The sequence below is a fragment of the Cryobacterium melibiosiphilum genome, from assembly GCF_003602235.1.
GTDB classification, from domain to species: Bacteria; Actinomycetota; Actinomycetes; order Actinomycetales; family Microbacteriaceae; genus Cryobacterium; species Cryobacterium melibiosiphilum.
This window is the reverse complement of record NZ_QZVS01000073.1, coordinates 1-16,072: the sequence shown is the minus strand read 5'-3', so window position 1 is coordinate 16,072 and position 16,072 is coordinate 1. Positions and strand designations below refer to the sequence as shown.

Sequence of the window (16,072 nt, the reverse complement as noted above, 5' to 3'; positions counted from 1 at the left end):
ATCCGTCGGCACTGCTGCTGACCCCCGATTCCCGGGCCTGCCTGTCAGGCCTGCCGGCAACACCCGCACGACTTCCGCGCCCGACCCGAAGGACCCCATGCCCCGCACCACCCCGCGCCTTCCCCCGATGCGCAATTCCCTCAGCACCCTCAGCACCCGCAACACCCGCAACGCCCTCGCGGGACTCGCCCTGGTCGGTCTCGCGCTGACCGGTTGCTCCGCCGCCACCGACACCACCGACGACGCCAGCGCGACGACCGAGGCCGCCACGATCACCCTCTACACCTCCGAGCCGCAGGCCAAAATCGATGCCGTCGTCGCTGCGTTCAACGTGATCGAGCCGGGCGTCACGGTCGACGTGTTCCGCGCCGGCACCGGTGACCTCACCGCCCGCATCGAAGCCGAGCTCACCTCGGGCGACGTGCAGGCCGACGTTCTGCTCGCCGCCGATGCCGGCACCTTCGAGGGGTACAAGGCCGACGACCTGCTCCGGGCCTACACGCCCGCCGACGTGGACGCCCTGAACCCCGATGTCGTCGACCCCGACGGGTTCTACACCGGCACCCGCATCATTCCCACGGTCATCGCCTACAACACGACCATGATCGACACCCCGCCCACCTCGTGGCAGGAGCTGACCGACTCCGCCTACGCCGACCTGATCACGATGCCCAACCCTGATGTCTCGGGCGCGGCCGCATACAACGCCGCGGTCTGGCTCAATACCCCCGACCTCGGCGACGACTGGCTCAGTGCCCTGGCCGCCAACAACCCGGTCATCGCCGAGAGCAACGGCCCGGTCTCGCAGGCCGTCGCGACCGGTACCCAGCCGATCGGCATCGTCGTGGACTACCTCGTGCGCGAGCTCAAGGCCGCCGGGTCCCCCATCGATGTCTCCTATCCCGCCGAGGGCGTGCCGTACGTCTCCCAGCCGGTCGGTATCTTCGCCAGCACGAGCGAGCAGGACGCCTCCGAGGCGTTCGTCGACTTCCTGGTCAGCGCGCAAGGGCAGGAACTGGCCGTCGAGCAGTCCTACCTGCCGGTGCGGAACGACGTCGGCACCCCCGAGGGCGCACCGGCGATGGACGACATCGCCATCCTCTCCCCCGACCTGCAGGTCATCAGCGATTCGCGCGCCGACGCTGTCGCGCGCTTCACCGAACTGTTCAGCTAGAGCGGATGCCGCCAGCCGCCCCGCCCGGCCCGGGCCCGGTCCGTCGTGACCGCGTTCGGCCCACCGTGCCTGCCACCACATCCGGCACCGCAGCATCCGCTGGACCACAACCGCAGCGACGGCCACGCTGGGCGGCCCCGTGGGATGGGATCGACGGGCTGCGGGCGGTGCTCTGGCTGGTCTGCGGGGCGGTCATCCTGCTGCCGCTGTCCGCGATCGTCGTGCTCGCGATCACGAACAACCACCTGCCGCTGCTGCTGAGCGGTGACGTCGTGGAGGCGGCACGGAACAGCGTGGTTTCGGCGGCGACGTCGGCGGTCGGGGCGGTGCTTGTCGGCACGATTCTCGCGCTACTGCTCGATCGCAGCGATCTGCGCGGGCGGCGCACGCTGCGGCTGCTGGCTCTGACGCCGCTGCTGGTGCCGCCCTTCGTCGGCGCGATCGCCTGGATCGGGATAGCGGGTCCCACCGGGCCCGTGAACCGGGCCTGGACCGAGTGGTTCGGCGGCCCGCTCTGGATCATCTACGGTGGCGACGGCGTGGTGTTCCTGTTGATCGTGCACTCGTATCCGATCGCCTACATCATCATGTCGGCGGCCCTGAGGCGGGTGCCGTCGGATCTGGAACAGGCGGCGCGCATCAGCGGGGCGTCGCTGCTGCGCTCGGTGACCGGGATCACCCTGCCGCTGCTACGGCCGGCGGCCTTCAGCGCGTTCACGCTGATTGCGGTGTCCAACCTCGCGGACTTCGGGATTCCCTCCATCATCGGTTTGCCCGAGCGGTTCGTGACCCTGTCGACGCTGGTGTACCGGTACATCCAGTCCGGAACCGTGGAATCTCCGCTCGAGGTGGTGGCCACCATCGGCGTGGTGTTGCTCGGTGTCGCGGTACTGTCGATGGTCATCGATCTGCTCGTGAACCGCACCCGTGTCGAACTCGACCAATCGTCGGCGCCGCCGCAGCCGATTCGCCTCGGCCGTGCGCGCGCGGCGACGTCGATCGTGGCCTGGACCCTGGTGCTGGCGATCACGCTGCTGCCGCTGCTGGCCCTCACCAGCCAGGCGCTGCTGCCGGCGCCGGGCGTCCCGCTCGCGTGGGAGAACCTCACTCTCGATAACATCGTGCGGGCCACGACCGCGCCCGGCACGATCGTGGGTGCGACGAACTCCGTCATGCTGTCGGTGCTCGCCGGGCTGATCTGCACCGTGCTCGGCCTCGCCGTCGGCACGATCGTCACCCGCACCCGTGCCCGCTCCAATGCGGCGCTCGCGACCGTGGCCCTGTTGCCGCAGGCGATTCCCGGCCTCGTCATCGCGGTCGGCTGGCTGATCATCGCGCCGAGAATCGGCCTGTTCAATACGCCGTGGCTGATTCTCTGTGCCTATGTGATGGCGTTCGTCGCCGTCGTGGTGCAAGCCGTCGCCGCGCCGTTGCGGTCCACCCCGATGAGCATGGAGGAGGCCGCCCGCATTTCGGGCGCCAGCCGCCTGCGCGCCCTGATCGACATCTCGTGGCGCATGGCCGTGCCCGCCGCCGTCGCCGGCGGTGTACTCGTCGCGCTCACGGCGGTGCGGGAACTGACCATTTCGGTGCTGCTGCTCTCCCCGGGCTCCCAGACCCTGGGGGTGTCGATCTTCAGCCTGCAACAGGCCGGCGCCTACAACGCCGCCGCGGCACTGTCGCTGCTGGTCACCCTGGTCGGGCTGGCGGGCCTGGGGCTCGTCGACCGCCGGCGACACTGATCGCCAGCAACACTGACCGCCGGCGACACGAACGCCGCCGCACTCTCCCCGATTCTTGGAAAGGTTCACCGTGGCATCCGTTACCCTCAGCAGACTGGGACTGACCTACCCCGACGGCACCGTGGGGCTCGACGCCGTCGACCTGACCGTGGCCGACGGCGAGTTCATCGCCCTCGTCGGTCCGTCGGGCTCAGGCAAGACCACCCTGCTGCGGGCCATCGCCGGCTTCCTCGCGCCGACCACCGGCACGGTGCACATCGGCGACACTCTAGTCGCCGGGCCGGGCACGTTGCTGGCACCCGAGAAACGCGGGCTCGGCATGGTGTTTCAGCAGCACGCGGTCTGGCCGCACCTGACGGTGGCCCAGAACATCGTCTATCCGCTGCGCCGCGCCGGGGTGGGCCGGGCACAGCGTGCGCAACAGCTCGCGCGGGTGCTCAGCACGGTTGGCCTGACCGGCTTCGACAAGCGCAACCCGGCGACCCTATCCGGCGGACAGCGCCAGCGGGTCGCCCTCGCCCGGGCGATCATCGGCTCGCCGCGCGTGTTGCTGCTCGATGAGGCCCTCTCGGCGCTCGATGAGCCCCTGCGCGGTGCGCTGCGCCTCGAGTTGCAGGCTCTCACCCGCTCGATCGGTCTCACCGTGATCCACGTCACCCACGACCGGGAGGAAGCCCTCGCACTGGCCGACCGCGTCGTGGTTCTCGACGGTGGTCGCGTGCAGCAGATCGGCGCGCCACCCGAACTGGTATCCCTGCCGAACTCCCCCGCGGTGGCCAGGTTCCTGTCCGATGCCACGATCTTCAGCGGGGTGCTCTCGCCCAGCGGATTCGTCGCGACGGACCACCCGTGTGCCGTGCCGGGCAGCCGAATCGAGGCGGTGGGCGGGCGATCCGGGCCGGGGTCGATCGCGGTGCTTCCCGAGGACATCGACCTCGTCGCCGCGAGCGCTGATCGCCAGGACGTCCGCGGTGAGGGCGACGACGACCACGGCTCTGCCCGAGTGACCTCGTCGCTGTTCGGGCGCACCGGCAACGATGTGGTCGTCGACTGGGAGGGAGCCTCGGTGCGGTGCCGGGTTCCCGGCGTCCGCCCGCTGGTCGGGGAGCCGGTGCGGGTGTCGGTGCGGCGAGCCGTCTTCTATCCGCGCGCCGCGGCACCCGCCCCCGCCGCCGTGTTCGCAGCCCCGTACCATTCGACGGAGATTGGCGGCTAGCGCCATCGTCTCCGGCCCGAAACGCCGAAAAGCCCGCCCAACACCGTCGAACGGTACGGCGTCGGGTGGGCGAAAGTCCTGGGCGCGGGTCAGTCGGCGGGCCCGGCGATCAGGGTGACGGATGCGGTGTGGCTGGTGCTCGCGGCATCGGTCCACGTCACCGCGACCGCGTCTCCAACGGAGTAGCCCTGCAGCACGGTCGACAGGGTCGCGCCGGTCACGGGAACGCCGTCGACGGCGGTGATGGTGTCTCCCTCGACGAGGCCGGCTGCGGCGGCGGGGGTGCCGGCGATGACGGCCTGCAGCAGGGCTGAGCCGTCGGTCGCGGTGGCGCCGACCGCGACGCCGAGGAAGGCCGGGTAGCCGATGGTGACGGTGTCGGTCTCGACGCCGGACTCGATCGCGGCGACGGTGTCCAGGGCGTTCTCGATGGTGATCGCGTAACCCGTCACGGTCGCGGTTCCCGACGAGGCCGCGGTGTTGATGCCGATGACCTCGCCGTCCGCGTCGAGCAGCGGGCCGCCGGAATCTCCCGATTCGATCTGCGCGTTGACCTCGATGAGTTCGCTGAGCGTTTCGGCGTTGGAGCCGTCGGAGTTCTGGGCGGTGATGGTTTCGTCGAGCGCGGTGACAGCCCCGGCGGCGGCCGTGAGTTCCCCGGTTCCGCCGGCGTTGCCGACGCCCGTGACGGCATCGCCGACGGCCACGGCGGATGTGGTGTCGAGGTCTGCGGGGGTGAGGCCGGAGGCATCCAGCAGCTGCAGCACAGCGATGTCAGCGCTGGAATCCGTGCCCACGACCTCGGCGGTGTACGTGTCGCCGGTCGTGGCGATCGTCACCGAGATGCTCGTCGAGCCCTCGATCACGTGATTGTTGGTGAGGATGAGCCCGTCGCTGCTGAGCACCACACCGGTGCCGGCGGCCGCCGAACTCTCATAGTCGAGTTCGGTCTCGATCAGCACGATGCCGGCCGACTGGGCGTCCGTTGCGGCCGTCGACTCGAGCGTGCTCGTGTCCGTCGACGATCCCGAGGAGCCCTGCGACGAGCCGGGCCCGAAGCCCGCACCGGGGTCGACACCGTTCGGAGCGGAGAACCCGGCCGGCGGACCACCGAATGTGGTGCCGTCGTCGGTGCCGGTCGTTCCGTCGGTCACTCCGGGGATGTCGCCGGTGACGGAGGTCGTGCTCAGGTCGCTCGTGGCGCTGGCGTTGCCGGCCTGGCCGACGGCGTAACCGATGCCGCTCGACCCCACGATGAGCGCCGCAGCGACGCCGATCGCCGCAGCGGTGCGGGAACGCCAGAACGATTTCCGTGTGGACGGCGGGGCGAATCCGGTCGCGATCCGGTTGGTCCCCGTCGTGCCGTCCGGGGCCACCTCGTAGACGACGACGTATGGAGCGGCCGCAGCGGCATCCGCTTCGATGTGCTCTGCCGACCGGTCGTTCGCGGTGTCGTGGGCGTTCTGGCTGTGGTCGTCGTCAGGTGTGCGCATTGCTCTGCCTTTCACTCAGTTCTGTCTGTCACTCAGGGCAACGGCGTGCAGCCATCGTCTCTAAGACAGAGCAAAGTGCATGCGGCTATGCGGTTCCTATGACCCAGATGGGTGTCAGGCGTGAGAAAGACGCCGCGGGGCGCGGTCGTCTTCGGTACCTGCGCGCTCGAGCAGGTACCGCGTGACGGTCGCCCAATCCGGAAAGTCCGGGGTCAGAAACTGGATCAGTTCGCCTTCAAACCGGTCGGCGCCGATCGCGGAGCGGTCGTCGACGAGGAATTCCCCACGATTGAGGTGTTTGTGATGCGAGAGGATGAGCCGTTGGTAGGCCGGGGTTCCCGCTTCCGCCCCGAGATACTCGTGCACCCACTCGAGTTTGTTCTGCCAGGCGCTGGCGTTCGCCCACGGCGCGGTCGACAGGATGTAGGTGTCGAACGATTTGGCCAGGGTGCAAAACGCCTCGATCGCGCCGGGCAACGGCTCCATCCGCGCATAGATGCCGGGAACCTCGTCCAGACGATTCTCGTAGCGGCAGTACTCCGCGTTGGTGAGCCGGTCGATACCCGATTGCACGTTGACCAGCGCATTGTCGAGGTCGATGTAGAGAATTTTCTGCGTCACGCCGGGCTCCCGTCAGCCGCACGCCCCAGTGTGCGCAGCATGTCGAGCGTGGCAGGGGGCGCGCCCCGGGGCAATCCCCAATCTCACCCCCCTCTGGGGGCAGAGTCCGGCCCCCAGATGTCGAGCGAATCACGCCTCGCCCGACGCCACTCACTCGGTGACGCGCCAAACCGTTGACGAAACAGCCGGGTGAACAGCGACGCGCTGCCGAACCCCCACCGTTCGGCGATCGCCGCGACCGGAATCGGGGGCTCCCCCGGCGCGCCCAGGTCGGTGCGCGCGTGCTCGAGCCGACGCTGCTGGATCAGCCGGTGCACGGTGGCAGGCTCGTTCTCAAAGGCCTTGTGCAGCGCCCGCAGCGACATGCACCGCGCAGCTGCAATCGCGGCCGGGGCCAGATCGGCGTCGCGCAGATGCGCGTCAATGTAGTCGCTGACCTGTTGCACCACCCCGCGATGCCGTAGGTCACTGGACGGGTACACCGCGAGCTGTTCGGTGGCGGCGATCCGCACAAGGTCCACGATCACCTCCGCCATCAAGGCGCCGGCTCGGGCGCTCAGGGTGCCGGCAACTCGCGCCAGTTGGGTAATCGCGGCTGCGGCGACGGATGCCCCGCCACCCGGCGCATCCGTCGCCGCCAGCCCCAGGGGCGCCCGGCAGAGGGCGGCCAGATCGGCGTCGGACAGGCCGAGGCGACGCTTGGGCGTTTCGAACCGCGAACTCAGATGGGGCCCCGGATAGGTGAGCACGAACGGGTGAGAGGCGTCAAAAATGAGCAGATGCCCCGCGGGCACCGGCGTGACCTGACCGCCCTGAAACAGTTCCAGACACCCGATCTGCTGAACCTGCACGGTTACCAGGTCGCAACCGGTGTGCCCGGGACCGCGGATGACCTCGGGCTGGAGGGATTCGCGGCGTCCGATCACAAAGCGTTCGTAGCCGTGCTCCGCAGGGCTGTCAGACGGATGCTGGTCGAATCGGCGGGTGAGCACAACCATGCCGATATCGTACTCACCCGGGTATGACGCGGGCCACTGGTCGCTGCACGCACGGGAGGTAGCCGATCCGTGCACGCGCCTGCCGGATCCCGCTCAGGTCGGCGACGATGAACGAGAGCCGAAACTGATGGGATTCTGATGACCGCAAACCCCCGCAACATCGTCCTCGAACCGGCGGCCCAGGCCTTCGCCGAAGCGACGGACGAACGCCCCTATCTCTACGAGCTGCCGCCCAACGACGGCCGCCGTGCCGTCGACGACGTGCAGTCCAGCCACATCCACAAACCGGACATTGACGAAGCCTGGGTGTCGATCGCGGGCGGACCAACCGGACACGTGAACGCCCGTATCGTGCGCCCGGTCGGCACCACGGGCACGCTTCCGGTGATCCTCTACCTGCACGGGGCCGGCTGGGTGTTCGGCGACGCCCACACCCACGACCGCCTCGTGCGCGACCTCGCGATCGGCGCCCACGCCGCGGTCGTTTTTCCGGAGTATGACCGGGCTCCCGAAGCAAAATATCCCATCGCCCTGGAGCAGTGCTACGCGGTGGCACAGTGGATCGTTCGCGACGGTGTCGACCAGAACCTCGATGGCTCACGGCTCGCCGTGGCTGGGGATTCGGTCGGCGGCAACCTCGCGATCGCGCTCACCCTGCTGGCCAAGGAACGCCAGGATGTGCACTTCGTGCAGCAGGTCGAGTTCTACCCGGTGACCAACGCGAGGTTCGACACCGAGTCCTACAAGCTCTTCGCGAAAGGCTACTTTCTGAGCCTCGCGGCCATGAAATGGTTCTGGGACCAGTACACGACCAACGAGAAGGACCGTGCCCAGATCACCGCGAGCCCCCTGCGCGCCACCACCGAACAGTTGCGCGACCTGCCGCCGGCGCTCATCATCACCGGGGAAGCCGACGTGCTGCGCGACGAGGGTGAGGCCTTCGCCGCCAAGCTCCGCACCGCCGGCGTTGCGGTGACGGCGGTGCGCTACACGGGCATCCTGCACGACTTTGTGATGCTCAACCAGCTGCACGACACCCAGGCTGCCCGCGCTGCGATTGCCCAGGCGACGACCACGCTGAAGGAGGCCCTGCACTCCTGACCCTGCCTGCGGCGCCCGCTACCGTTGCGCCTCCACGAAGCTGTCGCCCCGGTCGGTGACCACGATGCTCAGCCGGGCCGGAATCTGCTCTTTCATCGACTCGACGTGGCTGATCAGCCCAATCGTGCGCCCGCCGGCGCGCAGGGTGTCGAGGGTGCCCATCGCCGTTTCGAGGGTTTCACTGTCGAGGGACCCAAAGCCTTCATCAACGAACAGCGTGTCGAGGGTGATGCCGCCCGCCTGATTGGTGACCACCTCGGCCAGTCCCAGCGCGAGCGCGAGCGACGCCAGGAAGGTCTCGCCGCCCGACAGGGAGTGGGTCGCCCGTGCCCGACCGGTGTGTTCGTCGAGTATCGCAAGTCCCAGCCCCGACTTGGTGCCCCGGAACTCCGCCGTGTCGTCGTGTTCGAGCGTGTATCGTCCGCTTGTCATGGTGCGCAGCCGCTGGTTCGCCGCCGCGACGATCTCCTCGAGCTGGGCGGCGAGCACGAAGCTTTCGAGGCGCATCCGCTTGGTGTTCGGTTCGTCGCCGTGCACGACGTCGGCGAGGCCGCGCACCTGTTTCTGTTCCACGAGCAGGGCAGCGGATGCCGCGAAGTGGCGACGGACATCCGTCACCACGGTCGCCAGCTGGCCCGCGCGCTCCGAGATCGAGCTGTGGCCGGTGAGGGCGTCGTCGCGGGCGACACTGGCCTCGCGCAGCAGCAGGTCGGCCGGTTCCCGGTTCACCGGCTCGAGCGGCAGCCCGATCAGGTCGGGCTCGGCGAGGGTTGCCTGGGCGGCGGCGCTGGCATCATCGTGTGCCCGCACCAGCGTCTGTCGCTGGGTGCTCTGCGCCTGGGACAGGCGGGCCGCGGTGGCCGCGGCCCCCGAGTTGAAGCCCTCGTGGAGCAGCTGGACGGCCAGCGTGCTGCGGGCGGCCAGGTCTGCGTCTGTTCGTTCCCGCGCCAGATCGAGGGCGTCGACCAGCCGGCGACTCGCGTCCCGCTGCTGCTCCAGTTGGGCGACCTGGTCACCGATGCTCGCGAAGGCGCCGCGGTGCACGGTGACGCGGTCGGCGACCGTGTGCCGGTGGCTCAGGCGCTCGGTGTGCGCGGTGACTGCGGCGTCTCGAACGGCCCGCACGTCGACCAGCCCGGCGGTCGCCGCGGCCAGGTCTGCACGAAGGGACGCGACCGTTTCGGTCAGGCCGCCCAGCCGGGCGGCAGCCGCCCGAATCGTGCGCAGCGACGCCGTTGCGGCCGTGACGGCGACGGTCAGCTCGTCGACACCGAGGTTTCCGGCTGTCGCCTGTGCGGCGGAGAGGCGAGCACCGATCGCCTGCAGGGTGGTGTGTGCCGCCGCGAGGTCCCGCTGACGGGCGATCATGATGTGTCGGGCCTCATCGAGGTCGGCTTCGGTGACCGGATCGGCTACCGCCGTGGACGGTTGTGGGTGCTCGGCCGACCCACACACCGAACACGGCTGCCCGGGCACGAGCCGGGTGGCAAGCTCGGACGAGAATCCCGCAAACCGAGTCGACAGGAGCGCTTCGTAGCGCGCAGCGGCTGCGGCGTTGGCACTGCTCGCCGCGGCCTCACCGGCCCGGGCGCTCGTGAGCTCGTCGCCGCAGTCGACGACGACCTGTGCGGCTTCACGTGCGATTGTGGCCCGCTTCAGGTCGGCCTTCGCCTCGCCCTCGCCGGCGGCCACGAGGGTCGTCGCGGCGAGATCGGTCTCGACGAGGGTGATCCGTTCGGGTAGGGCATCGATGCGGGCCTGGGCGGCGACCAGCTCGTCGGCGGCGGCGTTCACCCTCGCGGCGAGGCCGGCGATCTCGGTGTCCAGAGCGGGAAGACGCCGCTCGTCGCCGAGGGCGTCGTCGAGGGTTCCGAGGCGCCCGAGCAGACCGTCGAGCAGTGCGCGCACGCTCTCGATCGTGAGCGTGTCGGACGGGCCGGCGTCGGGCTGGGCTACATCGGGCGCGCCGGCATCGGGCCTGGCTGCATCCGGCATGACTCCAGCGTTCGAGCCGTTCAGGGCGACGTCGCCGAGGGCGGCGGCCCAGCGGGTGCGGGCATCCGTTTCAGCCGTGACGGCGGTCGCGAGGGCGGCGGCCGACTGCTCGGCTGCCCGGATCTGTGGCCACACCCGCGCGGCGCGGTCCGCCGCCTGGAGGGCCAGCCGTTCGGAGTCGATGGCCGGTTGCTCCGCGTCGAGGGCGCGCAGCCGCGTCGTCGCGTCGTCACGGCGAGCCTGGCGACGTGCGATATCGTCGACCTGCTTCTGCCCGGCCACCGCGGTCAAGAGGGCCACGGCGGCCCGGTCGGCATGCTCCGCTGCCGCAGCGAGTTCTGAGTGGAGTTCGGCGAGCCCGGCGTCGAACCAATCGAGGCCCGGCGTGTCGGGCACGGCGGGCAGCCGCAGCTGGGTGGCAGCGGATGCCGCCCGCTGTTCAATGCTGCGCACCACCGTGGCGAGCTGCCCGTCGACCGTCTTGCGCCGCAGGAGCAGCGCGGATTCGAGCTGCTCGAACCGCGCCGTGCCGAACAGGGTGCGCAGCACCGTGCGACGATCGTCGGTCTTGGCGAGCAGGAACTTCTGAAAGCGGTTCTGCGCGAGCAGGATGACCTGCAGGAACTGGTCGACCTTCAGGGGCAGGATGCGGGACAGTTCGTTGCCGACGTCGACCGGGCGGGCGGCGACACCGACGAACTCGTCGCCGCGGCGCACCTCGAGCACGGCATCGGGCTGAGAGACCGTGGTTCCCCCGCCGCGTTTCTTCGGCCGGGTGTAGCGGGGTGTGCGGTAGACCCGGTACTGCTGACCCCCGATGCTGAAATCCAGTTCGACGAAGGTGGGGTCGTCGGGGGCGCAGTGGTCGCTGCGCAACGACAGCTCACCGCCGTCGAAACGTGGCACCTGGGCGTAGAGCGCAAAGCAGATGGCGTCGAGGATACTCGATTTGCCGGCCCCGGTCTTGCCGGTGATCAAAAAGATGCCGTCGTCGTCGAACCGCTCGAAGTCGATGAGCTGTTCGCTCTTGTACGGGCCGAAGCCGGCCAGCCGCAGCCGCAGGATTTTCATGGGCGAACCACCGCACCGTCGGACTCGATGCTGGCTTGCTGCGTCAGGAGCTCGGCGATCAGGGCGACTTCGAACTCGGTCGGCCCGACGCCGTTGCGCACGTATTCGAGGAAGCCGGCCACGATGTCGGGGTCGGATTTCGCTCGCACGCGTTCCCGGTAGGTCGAGGCTTCGAGAGCCACCACCACGGTCGGGCGATGCTCGAGCGCCACGCAGAACGGGAACCGCTCGTGAAGCTGTCGCATGCCGTCGAGTGGACGCACCTGATCGGTGAGCACGGCCTTCACCCAGTCCCCCGCATTCTCGAGAAACCGAGCGTCGCCGAGCAACTCCTCCAGCGTGCCGGTGATCTCGCTCAGGCGGCGTGGCACCGGTAGATCGACCCACTCGACGATCGGATCGGCATCCACCGTCCCCAGCTCAACCAGCCAGGCCCCGCGCGGCTTGCCCGCCTCGGAGAAGGAGTAGTGCAGCGGCGCCCCGGAGTACCGCACCCGGTTGCTGAGTGTCGCCCGGCCGTGAATATGACCCAGGGCAACGTAGTCGGGGCCGTCGAACACGCTCGTGGACACCACGTCGAGTCCGCCGGCGGTGATGTCCCGCTCGACCTCGCTGGCTTCGGCGGCGGGTTTGATCCCGGCGGCGAAGCAGTGGGCGAGCACCACACTGCGCCCGCCGCGCGCTGCTGCATCGGCCCGCACCTGCCCCATGACGAAACCGAGCACCTGTTCGTGTGTCTTCAGCTCCACATCGCCAGATTCCGGGCTCTGCAGGGCACGCAGGTGATGGCGGACGATGACCGGCTCCAGGTACGGGATGCCGTAGAAGTGAACGGGACCGTGGGAATCCTCCACGGTGACGGGCTCGAGGTATTCGCTCGGCCCGGTGATGATATGGATGCCCGCGAGCCGGGCCCATTCGGACTGGAAGCCGAGCCGCGCGGCGGAATCGTGGTTGCCGCTGGTCATGACCACAACCGCGCCGGCATCCTTCAGCTGGCGCAGCACGGTCGTGAGCACGCTCAGGCTGTCTTTGGACGGCATGGCCGAGTCGAAGATGTCACCGGCGACGACGACCACGTCGACGCCCCGGTCACGCACGACCGTGACGAGGGCGGTGAGCACCGTGCCGAGGTGGTCGAGGGTGGGGTGGGTATGAAAGGTGCGCCCGATATGCCAGTCCGAGGTATGCAGAATCTTCATGCGTTCCACGCTAACGGCACCCACCGACACTCCCCGCCGCCCACCCCGTGGCCCGTCCCGAACGCCAGAAATTTTCTTTGTTTGTCTGTGTTTTCTCTTGCATGTACAGGCAAACGAAGCTACAGTCAGTGTCACAAGCCTGATTCACCCCCGTTCAGCTTCGTTTCACGCCCCGGGTCACCGCACATCCACTCAAAGTCGAGGAGGCATCATGTTCGCCGAAGAACGTCAGTTACTGATCGCCGAACTCGTCACCGAGTGGGGCCGCGTCACCGTGAACGACCTCGCCGCCCGGTTCAATGTCACCCCCGAAACCGTGCGCCGCGACCTGTCCACCCTCGAGGACAACCGCCAGCTACGCCGCGTACACGGCGGCGCCGTCGCCACCGACCGGCAGAGTCTGTCCGAGCCCAGCCTCGAGCAGCGCCAGACCCAGCGCCTCGACGAGAAGTCCCGCATCGCAACCGCCGCGCTGGCCATGATGCCGCTCGGCCGCACCGGCTCGGTCGTGCTGGACGCCGGCACCACCACCGAGCGCCTCGCCGACCTGCTCTGCGACTGGGTGCCCGCTCCCGGCGCCGACCCGCTGCTCGTGATCACCAACGCCATCCCGATCGCCTACAAGCTCTCGGGAACGGATGCCGTGCAGCTGCACATCCTCGGCGGCCGCGTTCGCGGGCTCACCCGGGCGATCGTCGGTCGCACCACGATCGAACAGCTCGAGGCCCTGCGCCCCGACATCGCCTTCATCGGCGCCAACGGAGTGCACCCCGACTTCGGCTTCAGCACCCCCGACTCCGTCGAAGCGGCCGTGAAGAGCGCCATCGTGCGCTCGGCCCGCCGGGTCGTGGCCTTGGCCGATTCCTCCAAACTCGGTGAGGAGACCCTCGTGCGTTTCGCGACGCTCGGGGAGATCGACACCCTCATCACCGACGCCGCCCCCCATCCGGAACTCGCCGCAGCCCTCGCCGCGGCCGACGTAGAGGTCGTGATCGCATGATCGTAACGCTTACCCCCAACCCGAGCCTGGACCGCACCATCGCCCTGCCCGGCGCCCTCGCCCGCGGCGAGGTGCAGCGGGCCGTCTCGGCGCACCAGGAACCCGGCGGCAAGGGCGTGAACATCTGTCGTGCCCTCGAAGTGTCCGGGGTGCGCAGCCTCGCTATTCTGCCCGGCGACCCCGAGGACCCCGTGCTGGTCGCGCTCACCGCTCAGGGCGTTCCGCACCTCGGTCTGCCGATCGGGACGGCCCTGCGCAGCAACGTCGCCATCACCGAGCCCGACGGCACGACGACGAAGGTCAACGAGCCCGGCCCCGCGCTGACGCGTGAACAGCAGGACGCCCTTGTCGAACTCGTGCTCAGCCAGTCCGAGGGCGCGCGCTGGGTCGTTCTGGCCGGTTCGCTGCCGCCCGGAGTGCCGGCGACGTTCTATGCGGACGTCACCCGCACCCTGCGCGCACGTTTTGGTGCGGCCGCGCCGCGCGTGGCGATCGATTCTTCGGGGGCGCCGCTCGCGGCATCCGTCGCCGCCGCGCCCGACCTGCTGAAGCCCAACGCCGACGAACTCGCCGAACTGACCGGCATCTCCAACCCTGACAGCCTCGAAGCCGACCCCGAGCTCGCCGCGGCCGCCGCGCAGACGCTCATCGCCGCCGGCGTGGGCGCCGTGCTCGCGACCCTCGGTTCCAAGGGCGCACTACTCGTCACGAAGGACGGGTACTGGCTTGCCACGACCCCGCCGATGGTGGCCGTCAGCACCGTCGGCGCCGGCGATTCCGCCCTCGCCGGCTTTCTGCTCAGCAGCAACGCCGGGGCCTCCCCCGCCGACTGTCTGCGCCAGGCCGCCGCGCATGGCGCCGCCGCCGCCGCCCTGCCCGGCTCGACCGTGCCGGCCCTCGAACAAACCAGACCCGATGCTGTCACCGTGACGGCATTCCCCCAGCCCCATACAGAACGCAACACGCATACAGAACCCAGTACCCATACAGAACCCAGTAACAACGAAGTCGTCACCGTGGCGGCGTACCCCACCCATCCAAAGGAGGATGACCAGTGAGTGCACTGATTACCCCGGAGCTTGTCGCTCTGGACAGCAACCTTGGCGCCGAGCCGTCGACCGTGATTCGACACCTCGTCGAGCTCGTGGTCGCCAGCGGCCGGGCCACCGAGGTCGACGGGCTGTTGAAAGACGCCCTGGCCCGTGAAGCCAAGACCGCGACCGGCATCCCCGGCGGCCTGGCCATCCCGCACTGCCGCTCCACGGCCGTGACCGAGCCGACGCTGGCCTTCGCCCGCCTGGCGAGCCCCGTCGACTTCGGTTCCAAAGACGGACCCGCCGACCTCGTCTTCTTCATCGCCGCCCCCGACGGCGCCGACCAGGAGCACCTGAAGCTGCTCGCCAAGCTGGCCCGCTCGCTCATGAAGAAAGACTTCACGGCGTCGCTGCGTTCTGCCGGTTCCGCCGCTGAGATCGTGCAGCTCGTCAGCGCCGTCGTCGCCCCGGTCCCGGTCGCCGCCGGCAGCGTGCCCGCCGAGGGCACCGGAACGGGCACCTCCTCCGGGGCCCACTCCGCGACCAAGCGCCTCGTGGCCGTCACGGCCTGCCCCACCGGCATCGCCCACACCTACATGGCAGCGGATGCCCTCGTTGCCGCCGCAAAGGAGGCCGGCGTCGACCTGCAGGTCGAAACCCAGGGCTCGGCCGGCGCGACGCCGCTCGCCGCCTCGATCATCGCCGCCGCCGACGCCGTCATCTTCGCCGTCGACGTCGACGTGCGTGGCCGCGAACGCTTCGCGGGACTCCCCGTCATCAGCTCCCCGGTCAAACGGGGCATCGACGAACCCGCGAAGATGATCCAGGAAGCCCTCGCCGCCTCCGAGAACCCGAACGCCCGCCGCGTCGCCGGCGGCTCCGGCGCCGTGGCCGACGAATCCACCGAGGCCGGTGAGCACTTCGGCCAGAAGGTCAAGCGCGCCCTGCTCACCGGCGTCAGCTACATGATCCCGTTCGTCGCCGGCGGAGGGTTGCTCATCGCCCTCGGCTTCCTGCTCGGCGGCTACCAGATCACCGATGTCGCCGACGACGTGGTCCTCAACAACAGCTTCGGCAACCTCCCCGAGGGTGGCCTGCTCATCTACCTGGGCGCGGTCTTCTTCAAGATCGGCGCCCTGTCGATGGGCTTCCTGGTTNTGGCCTGCTCATCTACCTGGGCGCGGTCTTCTTCAAGATCGGCGCCCTGTCGATGGGCTTCCTGGTTCCGGCCCTGGCTGGCTACATCGCCTTCGCCATTGCGGACCGCCCCGGGATCGCGCCCGGCTTTGTCGCGGGTGCCGTCGCCGGCTTCATGGGCGCCGGCTTCCTCGGCGGTATCGTCGGTGGCCTGCTCGCCGGCGTCGTCGCCGCGGCCATTGGCCGTCTCAGTGTGCCGCGCTGGTTGCGCAGCCTGATGCCCGTCGT

11 protein-coding genes and 1 pseudogene are annotated in these 16,072 nt (G+C 69.3%); 7 read left to right on the top strand and 5 right to left on the bottom strand.

Going from position 1 to position 16,072, the window contains the following annotated elements; genetic code table 11:
- Positions 1–97 precede the first annotated feature (97 nt).
- From D6T64_RS06825 to D6T64_RS06815, 3 genes are all read left to right on the top strand, one after another.
- Positions 98–1,174 carry an ABC transporter substrate-binding protein gene (locus D6T64_RS06825; protein ID WP_233550886.1) on the top strand — a complete coding sequence of 359 codons (1,077 nt, stop codon included), beginning with the start codon at positions 98–100 and terminating at the stop codon, positions 1,172–1,174.
- Positions 1,175–1,239: 65 nt separating this feature from the next.
- Complete coding sequence (locus tag D6T64_RS06820; RefSeq protein ID WP_233550885.1) at positions 1,240–2,916, top strand: ABC transporter permease; 1,677 nt, start codon at positions 1,240–1,242, stop codon at positions 2,914–2,916.
- Between the two features lie 70 nt (positions 2,917–2,986).
- On the top strand, positions 2,987–4,132 hold the full coding sequence (locus tag D6T64_RS06815; RefSeq protein ID WP_119973497.1) for an ABC transporter ATP-binding protein: 1,146 nt from the start codon (positions 2,987–2,989) through the stop codon (positions 4,130–4,132).
- A gap of 89 nt (positions 4,133–4,221) precedes the next feature.
- Here the strand turns inward: D6T64_RS06815 and D6T64_RS06810 are convergent, their stop codons facing one another.
- From D6T64_RS06810 to D6T64_RS06800, 3 genes are all read right to left on the bottom strand, one after another.
- A complete protein-coding gene (locus D6T64_RS06810) occupies positions 4,222–5,625 on the bottom strand; it encodes a S1C family serine protease (RefSeq protein WP_119973495.1) in 1,404 nt (467 codons plus the stop codon).
- 114 nt (positions 5,626–5,739) lie between these two features.
- Positions 5,740–6,246 carry a 5' nucleotidase, NT5C type gene (locus D6T64_RS06805; protein ID WP_119973492.1) on the bottom strand — a complete coding sequence of 169 codons (507 nt, stop codon included), beginning with the start codon at positions 6,244–6,246 and terminating at the stop codon, positions 5,740–5,742.
- A gap of 83 nt (positions 6,247–6,329) precedes the next feature.
- Positions 6,330–7,244, bottom strand: coding sequence for an AraC family transcriptional regulator (locus D6T64_RS06800; protein WP_119973491.1), 915 nt, complete (start codon positions 7,242–7,244; stop codon positions 6,330–6,332).
- A gap of 138 nt (positions 7,245–7,382) precedes the next feature.
- On the opposite strand from D6T64_RS06800, the gene D6T64_RS06795 reads away from it, so the two are divergent.
- Positions 7,383–8,345: an alpha/beta hydrolase gene (locus tag D6T64_RS06795; protein WP_119973488.1), complete on the top strand. Its 963-nt coding sequence runs from the start codon at positions 7,383–7,385 to the stop codon at positions 8,343–8,345.
- Positions 8,346–8,363: 18 nt separating this feature from the next.
- Here the strand turns inward: D6T64_RS06795 and D6T64_RS06790 are convergent, their stop codons facing one another.
- Together D6T64_RS06790 and D6T64_RS06785 are read right to left on the bottom strand one after the other, a co-directional pair.
- Positions 8,364–11,411 carry an AAA family ATPase gene (locus D6T64_RS06790; protein ID WP_119973486.1) on the bottom strand — a complete coding sequence of 1,016 codons (3,048 nt, stop codon included), beginning with the start codon at positions 11,409–11,411 and terminating at the stop codon, positions 8,364–8,366.
- Complete coding sequence (locus tag D6T64_RS06785) at positions 11,408–12,613, bottom strand: exonuclease SbcCD subunit D (RefSeq protein ID WP_119973483.1); 1,206 nt, start codon at positions 12,611–12,613, stop codon at positions 11,408–11,410. The genes D6T64_RS06790 and D6T64_RS06785 overlap by 4 nt, the downstream gene beginning before the upstream one ends.
- Before the next feature lie 211 nt (positions 12,614–12,824).
- Between D6T64_RS06785 and D6T64_RS06780 the strand changes: the two genes are divergently transcribed.
- The 3 genes and pseudogenes from D6T64_RS06780 to D6T64_RS06770 form a co-directional block, all read left to right on the top strand.
- Positions 12,825–13,613, top strand: coding sequence for a DeoR/GlpR family DNA-binding transcription regulator (locus D6T64_RS06780; RefSeq protein ID WP_119973481.1), 789 nt, complete (start codon positions 12,825–12,827; stop codon positions 13,611–13,613).
- Entirely contained in the window at positions 13,610–14,671 is a 1,062-nt protein-coding gene (locus D6T64_RS06775) for a 1-phosphofructokinase family hexose kinase (RefSeq protein WP_119973479.1), read from the top strand. Before D6T64_RS06780 ends, D6T64_RS06775 begins: the two co-directional genes overlap by 4 nt.
- A pseudogene (locus D6T64_RS06770) lies at positions 14,668–16,072 on the top strand (fructose PTS transporter subunit IIA); the annotation flags it as partial. The gene D6T64_RS06775 and the pseudogene D6T64_RS06770, both read left to right, overlap by 4 nt.